Consider the following 8176-nt stretch of genomic DNA (forward strand, 5'->3'; position numbering starts at 1 on the left):
ATCCAGGGCGCCCAAGGCCGCCTGCAACGCATCCCCGGCGGCGCGCGCGGCGGCGGAGGCGGAGGCGGCGGAGGCGGGGCCTCCATCAACTCCACGTCCACAGCCTCGTCCACGTAGTTGAACTCCTGGAGCTCAAACTTGCTCTTGTACAGGTATATGCCTGCCAGAGCGTGGACGATCACCGAGACGCCGATCCCGACCATCGCACCCGTCGAGAGCTTCTTCTTCTTGGGTGCATCGAGCAGAGGGTCGCGGTGCTCGTGAGGTTCAGCAGTCATGCTTTGAGTCACGCCCCCTACGATTTATCTTCGCCAACCAGGGCGACACTGTAAAAACCATTATCCTGCAAGGCGTTCATGACCTGCATGAAGTCCCCGTAACGCGTTTGCTGGTCAGCGCGGATAAAGATCCGCTCTTCGTCCGGATTACGCGTTCCGATTTGGGTCCTCAGGTCATCGCCCAGGGCGGCGACCGACGTCGGGAAGTCGCCCACGTACACTTCACCGCCATTCTGGATGGAGATGAAAACGGGCTTGGGCGGATTCTGAGCCGGCGGAGCGACGGCACGTGGAAGTGTCACCGGCACCGACACGGTGGCGAGCGGAGCCGCCACCATGAAGATGATGAGGAGAACCAGCATAATGTCCACGAAAGGCGTGACATTGATTTCGCTGTTCGCCTCGACGGTGTACTTGCCGCCGCCGGAACCGGAAAGTTTGGCGGCCATCCGTCTTACGCCCCCTTGTCGAGTTGACGCGAGATCGAGTTCATCAGCTCGGCGTTGAAGCCGTCAGCACGAGCGCCGTACGAAGCGATGCGGGTGTTGAAGTAGTTATAGAAGATAACCGCCGGGATAGCCGCGAACAGACCGATGCCGGTAGCCAGCAGGGCTTCAGCGATACCCGGAGCAACGACGGCCAGGTTGGTGGTGTTCGACTCGGCGATGCCGATGAACGAGTTCATGATGCCGTAAACGGTGCCGAACAGACCGATGAACGGACCGCCCGAACCGACCGAAGCCAGGAACTGCTGGCCGCCCGACAGGCGGATACCCATGCCGCCCTGCACGGCGCCGACAGCGTTGCCGGCACGCGCGACAGTCGTGTCACGGTGAGCGCCCGTCACATCAAGACCGGCTTGACGCGACAGTTCGATTTCGCCGGTGGCCGCAGCGGCCATGTCGGCCAGCGGGTTGCCGTCGAACTCTTCCGAGGTGGCCAGGCGACGGATGTCGGCCAGGTTGCGAGCACCGCGGTACTCTTCCAGGAAGCGGTTGGTCTTCTTCGTCAGCGAGCTGAACTCAACCAGTTTGATGAGCAGCAGCGTCCAGGAGAAGATCGAGGCCAGGACCAGGCCTGCCATCACGACCTTAACGACCGGGTGCGCCATCATGAACATGGCGATCGGGGTCAGGCTGCCGCCGCCGTGGCCGCCAGCAGCGGCTTCTTCAGCGGGGGCTTCAGCAGCTGCGTCAGCAGCCGGGGCAGCGGCGTCGGCGGCCGGAGCGGCGGCGTCAGCGGCGGCGGGAGCCGAAGCGGCGGCCGGAGCAGCCGGAGCTGCGTCCTGCGCCAGAACCGGCGAGCTCGCCATCAGGACGGCAGCGCCGGCCATTGCGAGGAGGATATTCGTCTTCTTATCGAGCATGTTTCGCCAGTTCCTGCTTTGGTCTGACTCGTGGAACCCAAGACCCGAACCGCGTCAGTCGGCTGGGCCTTTACCGTGAAATTTTTTCCTCCCGCCGGAATTTCTCCCCCGCCGGTCGGCGCCGCATTCTTACGAAACATCCTGAGACGCTTTGCAGACTGGAGCGATGGAACCATACCCCCCCGTCCACAGCCTGCAAGCAAGAATGCGGTTAAGTCCCTTTGGCGAACGCCTATCAGAGCGTCAAGGGCGGAAAATAGCTTTTCACCCCGCGCCCCGCGCCCCCGCGGCAAGCGCGCATAAATATTCCGCTCAATCGCAATAAAACGGCAACAAAAGTGCCAGCGTCGAGATTGTTAAGAAACATTTAGGCCCATGACGATTTTTCGGCTTTTTCAGGGCCGAGGCGAATAATCGTCATTTGGGGAAAAGTGGTGCCTGGAGGCGGGTTCGAACCACCGACACGCGGATTTTCAATCCGCTGCTCTACCAGCTGAGCTATCCAGGCGCACGACATCGTCGCGAGAGGCGGGTCTATAGGCGAGGCTGATGGGGCTGTCCAGACGCCAATTCACTCAATTCCACGATCTTTTTCATCATCGTGCGCATCTTCAGCCGGAATGGCGTAGCCGCCGGTGAACCAGCGCTGCAGATCAACGTCGGCGCAACGCTTGGAGCAGAAGGGCTTGTAGGCGACGGCGGTTTCGGCGCGACGGCAAATTGGGCACTGGGCCATGCTCAGCTCTCCTTGATCTCGAACGCGCCCGGCGCGGCGTCCGGGCGAATGTGGGCGCGCGGCCCCAGTTGCGCCACCCACGGGGACAGGATCGCCGCTGACGCCGAACCGCAGTGCAGCGTCAGACGCGGCGACGCGCGATCCGTCAGCAAGGCGAGGCGCAGCCGACGCAGGGCGCCGATTTCCTGCGCTCCCGGCGCCGCCAGTCGTTCGTCCGCCGGCGTGCGCGCCCACGGCAGAGACAATTGCAACAGGCCGAACCGGCTCAACGGCCCCATCGCCGCCCCGTCGTGATCGGCGAACGCCTGACGAGCCATGGATAGAGTGGTCTCTGGGTGCAGGCCGACGCCCGCCAGGTCGATAACGACCAGACCGCCCCACCCTTTCAGCGCCAGCAACCGCGCCGTCTGGCGCAGACCTTCGCGATTCACCGCCTCGCGCCCCTTGCGTGAATCACGACCGGCGGCTGGCGCGTAGTCGATATCGGCCGCAATCAGGGCCCGCGTCCGTTGCACGGCCAGATCCAGACCCACGCCCGGCTCGACCACGCCGCCGGACAGGGCTTCTTCTTCAGCCTCCAGCGCCGCGCGGATCGCCTCGGCGCCCGTCGTCACAGGCACGCCCGGCGCCAGGTGGTTCAGAATGGCGGCGACATCGGGTCCAGCCGCTAGCAGACGCGGCTCACCGCTCGCCTCTCCCAGGCGGCGCAAGACGGGGCCCTTGCGCTCACGCGGTTCGGCCGTGATCAGGAGTTCAAGCTTGGCGCCTTCCGCCGGACGATCGGCCTTGCCTAACGGCAGAAAACCGAACGGCTCGCCGCAGCCCAGATCGATGAAGGCGCCGTGCAGGCCCGGCGCCAGGCGCGCCACACGGCCGACGACGCGGGCCCCCAGGCGGTGCTCGGGCCTATCATCGTCTTTATGTATAATGAGGGTCCAGGCGCGGCCGTTGCGAAAGACCATGCCTCGGGTCTCGCCCGGAGCCGCGTCCAGGAAGACCTCGACATCGGCCATCAGGCCGCCTCGCCTCGCCAGCCTGCGCCACGCAAGAGATTCGCCGCCTCATACAGGGGCAGGCCCATGACGGCGGGATGGCTGCCGACGATTCGGGTGATGAAGGCGGCGGCCCGGCCCTGAATGCCATAGCCCCCCGCCTTGCCGCGCCATTCGCCCGAAGCGACGTAGGCGGCGATCTCGTCCTGGGACAACGGCTTGAAGCTGACGCGAGTGTCGACTACGCGCCAGGACGTGCGTCCCCCGCAGATCACAGCCACGCCGGTGAAGACGCGATGATTGCGTCCGGACAACAGCTTCAGGAAGCGGATCGCCTCCGCCTCGTCAGCGGGCTTTTCCAGCAGGCGGCGCCCTACGGCCACCACGGTGTCAGCCGCCAGGACCACGTCATCGGGATGACGCTCGGCCACGACCGCCGCCTTGGAGCAGGCCAGGCGCTGGGCCAGACGCGGCGGCGTCTCGGCCTTCTCAGGTGTTTCGTCGATATCAGCAGGATCGACCAGATCGGGCGTAATGCCGATCTGCGCCAGCAATTCGATGCGGCGCGGGCTCGACGAGGCCAGAATCAACCTCGGAGCCAAGGCGTCAGGACGCGACACGCGCGTCCTTACTTGAAGCGGTAGGTGATGCGACCCTTGGTCAGGTCATAGGGGGTCATTTCGACCAGCACCTTGTCGCCCGCCAGAACGCGAATGCGGTTCTTGCGCATCTTGCCTGCGGTGTGGGCGATGATCTCGTGATCGTTTTCCAGCGTCACGCGGAACGTCGCGTTGGGCAGCAATTCGCTGACCACACCGGGAAATTCCAGCAGTTCTTCCTTAGCCATGCGGCCTCTCTCGCCCGTGTGAACAGCTACGGGCCCGCGCCGAGCGTGAGCGCGAGCCGTGAAAGTGAGGGCGCCTAATGCACCAAAACGCTGGGATAGTCGAGTTCAGCCCCGACGGTAGAGGGCGCACACCAGGGTGAAGAGCCGGCGCGCCGTCTCCTGGTCGATCTCCACCTTGCCGTCCAGCCGGGTTTTCAGCAGGGCCGCGCCTTCATTGTGCAACCCGCGCCGCCCCATATCGACCGACTCAATCTGGCTGGGCGACGAACCGCGCAGGGCTTCATAGTAGCTTTCGCAGATCAGGCCGTAATCGCGGATCACCGTCTTCATCGGCGTCAGCGACAGGACATGCGTCCGGCTAAAATCCGGTCCGGCGATATCGAAAGCCAGACGATTATCCTGCGACGAGAGGGCCAGGGCGTAGGGACCGCCCGCCGCGCCGTCCGGGATGAAACTGTTCTGCTCGACCAGATCGAAGATGGCGACCCGGCGCTGATGCTCGATCTCGGCCGTGGCGGCCGGCAGGGAGGCGTTGTCGATCTCGATCGAGGTCAGCTTGTGCGGCCCGCTCATTCCACCGCTCCGTCCAGATGGGTCGGCGCCACCCGCGCAGGCCAGCGTTCGGACAGATCGGTCAGCACCGCATCCAGGCACTCCACATCGATCCGCAGATCGCCGCCGCCCGCGAACATCATCATCACCTGACCGCCCGGCGCCTCGGTCGGCAGGAAGTCCAGCGCCAACAGCTCCAGCGCCGCCTCGGGCAGGCGCGGCAGACGGCGGCTCTTGACCGCCTGCACGTCGCCGAACTGCATGGCCGCCATGACCCGCGTGCCGCCGCATTCCCAGCAGAAGCGCGACAGGACGACGGTCAGGCGCCGCGCGTCCTTCTCCCAGCGGATGTCGACCGGACGCATGATGGCGTCCTGAAGCGCGGCCGAGATGATCTGCAGGTCGTCCGCATCCTCGGCCAGCAGGCGAAGGGGCGTCATCGGCGTCAGGCTTTCACCCGCAGCGCCTTCGTCCACGACCTCGTCGGTCAGGGCCGAGATCGGTTCGCCGTCAGTGCTCATCGCCCTCCCCCTTGATCCGTCGAACATCGGCGCCGCAGGCGCCCAGCTTCTCTTCCATCCGCTCAAAGCCGCGATCCAGGTGATAGACGCGGCCGACCGTCGTCTCACCTTCGGCCACAAGGCCGGCGATGACCAGAGACATGGAGGCGCGAAGATCGGTCGCCATGACCGGCGCGCCCTTCAGGCCCTCAACGCCGCGCACCACGGCCTCGCCCGCATGGACGGTGATGTCGGCGCCCAGTCGCGCCAGTTCCGGCGCGTGCATGAAGCGGTTCTCGAAGATGTTCTCGTGGATGACGCTATCGCCTTCGGCCGTCGTCATGAGGGCCATGAACTGCGCCTGTAGGTCGGTGGCGAAGCCCGGATAGATCTCGGTCGTGACGTTGACGGCCTTCAGCCGCTGCGTCGGGTCGCGGCGGATGATCAGGCCGTCGTGCGTCGGTTCGATCTCGACGCCCGCCTCGACCATCTTATCGGTCAGGGCGGCGATCAGGTCGGCGCGGCCCTTGGTCAGGCGCACCTCGCCGCCGGCCATCGCCGCAGCCAGAGCATAGGAGCCCATCTCGATTCGATCGGGAATCACCGACCAGGTCGCGCCCGACAAGGACGAGACGCCGGTGATCGTCAGCACGTCCGTATCCAGGCCCTCGATCTTGGCGCCCATGGCGATCAGGCAGCGAGCCAGGTCGCCGATCTCCGGCTCGCGGGCGGCGCGCTTCAACACCGTCACGCCGTCCGCCAGCACGGCGGCCAGCAGGGCGTGCTCCGTCGCGCCGACGGAGACGAACGGGAACTCGATCTCGGCCCCGTGCAGACCCTTGGGCGCCGTGGCGGTGACATAGCCCTCTTCCAGCTCGATCGCCGCGCCCATGGCCGTCAGGGCTTGAAGATGAAGATCCACCGGCCGCGCGCCGATGGTGCAGCCGCCCGGCAGGGAGACCTTGGCCTCGCCCGTGCGCGCCAGCAGCGGCCCCAACACGTTGAACGAGGCCCGCATCTGACGCACCAGGTCATAGGGGGCGAAGGTCGAGGTCAGCTCCGGCGCGTGGAACAGGGTCTCCTGCCCGTCCGCCCCATCGCGTTCGGTCACTTCCACGCCGAACTGGCGCAGCAGCTGACCCAGGAATCGCGTGTCCGCCAGGCGCGGCATGTTCGTCAGCAGCAGGGGCTGATCCGTCAGAATCGACGCCGCCATCAGCTTGATCGCCGAATTCTTGGCCCCGCTGACGGGAATGGAGCCGTTGAGGCGATTGCCGCCGTGAATGACGATGCTGTCCATGGGTGTCGGGGAAGTCCTGGGAGGCCCGGACCCCTACGGCCCGGCGAACCGGTTATCTAGCAAGCCGGACGGCGCCCGCGAAAGGCCGTAACGTCGCAAGACGGATGACTTTCAGTTGCTTTCGTTCGGCGGCCGCGCGCCGCCCGCGCCCGGCGCCTTCCTGCGACGCAGATTCGTACGCAGAGCAGCGGCCAGACGCGCCGCGCGCTCGGCCTTGGCGGACGACGCCGCCGGCTTTGCGGCTGGCGTCGCGAGCGGCGTGGAAGGCTGGGCGTCGTCTTCTGGCGGGGTATCCATGGTCGACAGCAGACCGCGTGCAAAGATTTTGATCAAGCGTGCATTTTTGGCTTGGCCCGGCCAAAACCTTTGGCTATACGGCCGCTTCCTCAGTGACCCGCCGCCGTAGCTCAGTGGTAGAGCGCATCCTTGGTAAGGCTGAGGTCGGCAGTTCAATCCTGCCCGGCGGCACCACACTGACCCCTTGGATTTACAAGGGCTTTTCCGACAAATCAGAAATTACCCCCTCGCGGGGACCATGCTGACAATTTCGGAACATTTCATGAACTGGCTGCATTTGTTGAGAGATTCTCGGGACCGCCCTCTCATGCTAGTTCCACTGAGGCTAACGGCACCTCATCCCCCGTCTATGCAGCAGGCACGAAAAGGCCCCGGGCAATGCCTGGGGCCTTCCTTGTTCAGGGCGGCGTTTGGAGCCGCAGTGCGGCCTAGAAGATGATGCCGGTCCCATCAGGATTGCACCAACCGATCAGGTTGGAAGTGGAATGCGCCGTCACTTCACCCCATCCGCTGGCTGCCGGATCCCCACCAGAACAACCCTGCCTCGCGTATCCAACCTGAGACGAATGAGAGGCATCGGAATAATAGTTGTACTCGTAGATATAATAACCGGCTTGAACCATCGCTGCGGCCGGATTTACCGAGAACGTCACCACTGTCATCACTGCCGCCGCCATAATGGAGAGGCTCGAAATTCCCGCGGCTATTTGCTTCACATTCAACAAAATTACCTCCTTATGTCCTCATGATGAGAACCGAGAGGATCGGCACAGGAACAACACTCGGTAAAATAACATCGGTGTGTAAAATTCGATACGTAACCTCACGTCAGAAAGGCCCGTTCCAAGCGTTCTCTTCGGCACAATCAGACCCAGACGACACCTTAACCAATCTTGTTGCGGTTCTTAGAAGGCGCCAAATTCTTGGGCTATAGACTTAGCCGTTCTCTCGGTTGAACGCCGCCACCAAGAACGACCGCCTTGATCGACACCGTCGGGTCGGCCAGCAGGGCGTCGTCCACCGGCGTCGCCTTGCCGATCAGCATCCGCCCGCCCATGAAGTCGGCGGGGGCGTTGACCGCCTCCACCGCCACGATGCGCTCGCCGCTGAGGTGGAAGACGGAGAAGGCTCCGCTGGCCGGATCGCCGCGCACCAGTTGGCGGTCGGCGTCGAAGGGCACGCCCGCGATCTGCAGCTTGACGTCATACTGATCGGACCAGAACCACGGCACCTCCGGCGCCGGGGCCGCGCGACCGACGATGGCCGAGGCCGCCTGCTTGGCCTGCTCCAGCGCGTTGGGCACGCTCT

General features: G+C 64.6%; 12 protein-coding genes, 2 tRNA genes and 1 pseudogene. 1 reads left to right on the forward strand and 14 read right to left on the reverse strand.

Annotated elements, in window-relative coordinates:
- The 12 genes and pseudogenes from FM111_RS07805 to FM111_RS07860 all read right to left on the reverse strand — a co-directional run.
- A pseudogene (locus FM111_RS07805) lies at positions 1 to 278 on the reverse strand (hypothetical protein); the annotation flags it as partial.
- Positions 279 to 295: 17 nt separating this feature from the next.
- Complete coding sequence (locus FM111_RS07810) at positions 296 to 727, reverse strand: ExbD/TolR family protein (protein WP_087140409.1); 432 nt, start codon at positions 725 to 727, stop codon at positions 296 to 298.
- A gap of 5 nt (positions 728 to 732) precedes the next feature.
- On the reverse strand, positions 733 to 1644 hold the full coding sequence (locus tag FM111_RS07815; protein ID WP_087140410.1) for a MotA/TolQ/ExbB proton channel family protein: 912 nt from the start codon (positions 1642 to 1644) through the stop codon (positions 733 to 735).
- 432 nt (positions 1645 to 2076) lie between these two features.
- Positions 2077 to 2152, reverse strand: a tRNA-Phe gene (locus tag FM111_RS07820).
- Positions 2153 to 2215: 63 nt separating this feature from the next.
- A complete protein-coding gene (locus FM111_RS07825; protein ID WP_087140411.1) occupies positions 2216 to 2380 on the reverse strand; it encodes a DNA gyrase inhibitor YacG in 165 nt (54 codons plus the stop codon).
- Positions 2381 to 2382: 2 nt separating this feature from the next.
- Positions 2383 to 3393, reverse strand: coding sequence for an RNA-binding protein (locus FM111_RS07830; protein ID WP_087140412.1), 1011 nt, complete (start codon positions 3391 to 3393; stop codon positions 2383 to 2385).
- Positions 3393 to 3992, reverse strand: a complete 600-nt coding sequence (locus tag FM111_RS07835; protein WP_087140413.1) for a Maf family protein — start codon at positions 3990 to 3992, stop codon at positions 3393 to 3395. Before FM111_RS07835 ends, FM111_RS07830 begins: the two co-directional genes overlap by 1 nt.
- Before the next feature lie 8 nt (positions 3993 to 4000).
- Positions 4001 to 4219 carry a translation initiation factor IF-1 gene (gene infA / locus FM111_RS07840; RefSeq protein WP_003164348.1) on the reverse strand — a complete coding sequence of 73 codons (219 nt, stop codon included), beginning with the start codon at positions 4217 to 4219 and terminating at the stop codon, positions 4001 to 4003.
- A 105-nt stretch (positions 4220 to 4324) separates the two neighbouring features.
- A complete protein-coding gene (locus FM111_RS07845; protein WP_087140414.1) occupies positions 4325 to 4792 on the reverse strand; it encodes a UPF0262 family protein in 468 nt (155 codons plus the stop codon).
- Entirely contained in the window at positions 4789 to 5292 is a 504-nt protein-coding gene (locus tag FM111_RS07850) for a DUF2948 family protein (RefSeq protein WP_087140415.1), read from the reverse strand. The genes FM111_RS07845 and FM111_RS07850 overlap by 4 nt, the downstream gene beginning before the upstream one ends.
- Entirely contained in the window at positions 5282 to 6571 is a 1290-nt protein-coding gene (gene murA, locus FM111_RS07855) for a UDP-N-acetylglucosamine 1-carboxyvinyltransferase (RefSeq protein ID WP_087140416.1), read from the reverse strand. Before murA ends, FM111_RS07850 begins: the two co-directional genes overlap by 11 nt.
- 111 nt (positions 6572 to 6682) lie before the next feature.
- The gene (locus FM111_RS07860; RefSeq protein ID WP_087140417.1) at positions 6683 to 6904 is read right to left on the reverse strand and encodes a hypothetical protein; all 222 of its coding nucleotides are present in this window, start codon (positions 6902 to 6904) and stop codon (positions 6683 to 6685) included.
- Between the two features lie 63 nt (positions 6905 to 6967).
- On the opposite strand from FM111_RS07860, the gene FM111_RS07865 reads away from it, so the two are divergent.
- Positions 6968 to 7042 (forward strand) — tRNA-Thr (locus FM111_RS07865).
- 254 nt (positions 7043 to 7296) lie between these two features.
- Here the strand turns inward: FM111_RS07865 and FM111_RS16185 are convergent.
- Positions 7297 to 7584: a DUF6289 family protein gene (locus FM111_RS16185; protein WP_256968147.1), complete on the reverse strand. Its 288-nt coding sequence runs from the start codon at positions 7582 to 7584 to the stop codon at positions 7297 to 7299.
- Between the two features lie 212 nt (positions 7585 to 7796).
- Positions 7797 to 8176 (reverse strand): oxidoreductase C-terminal domain-containing protein (locus FM111_RS07870; protein ID WP_306299141.1); only part of this gene is annotated, 380 nt, incomplete at its 5' end.

Origin of the sequence: Brevundimonas diminuta 3F5N (assembly GCF_900163625.1) — a bacterium.
GTDB lineage: Bacteria > Pseudomonadota > Alphaproteobacteria > Caulobacterales > Caulobacteraceae > Brevundimonas > Brevundimonas diminuta_A.

Excerpts from the sequence above, each read along its gene's own strand:
- FM111_RS07810 (WP_087140409.1), bottom strand. The coding sequence starts at position 727 with ATGGCCGCCAAACTTTCCGGTTCCGGCGGCGGCAAGTACACCGTCGAG.
- FM111_RS07815 (WP_087140410.1), bottom strand. The coding sequence starts at position 1,644 with ATGCTCGATAAGAAGACGAATATCCTCCTCGCAATGGCCGGCGCTGCC.
- FM111_RS07825 (WP_087140411.1), bottom strand. The coding sequence starts at position 2,380 with ATGGCCCAGTGCCCAATTTGCCGTCGCGCCGAAACCGCCGTCGCCTAC.
- FM111_RS07830 (WP_087140412.1), bottom strand. The coding sequence starts at position 3,393 with ATGGCCGATGTCGAGGTCTTCCTGGACGCGGCTCCGGGCGAGACCCGA.
- infA (WP_003164348.1), bottom strand. The coding sequence starts at position 4,219 with ATGGCTAAGGAAGAACTGCTGGAATTTCCCGGTGTGGTCAGCGAATTG.
- FM111_RS07845 (WP_087140414.1), bottom strand. The coding sequence starts at position 4,792 with ATGAGCGGGCCGCACAAGCTGACCTCGATCGAGATCGACAACGCCTCC.
- FM111_RS07850 (WP_087140415.1), bottom strand. The coding sequence starts at position 5,292 with ATGAGCACTGACGGCGAACCGATCTCGGCCCTGACCGACGAGGTCGTG.
- murA (WP_087140416.1), bottom strand. The coding sequence starts at position 6,571 with ATGGACAGCATCGTCATTCACGGCGGCAATCGCCTCAACGGCTCCATT.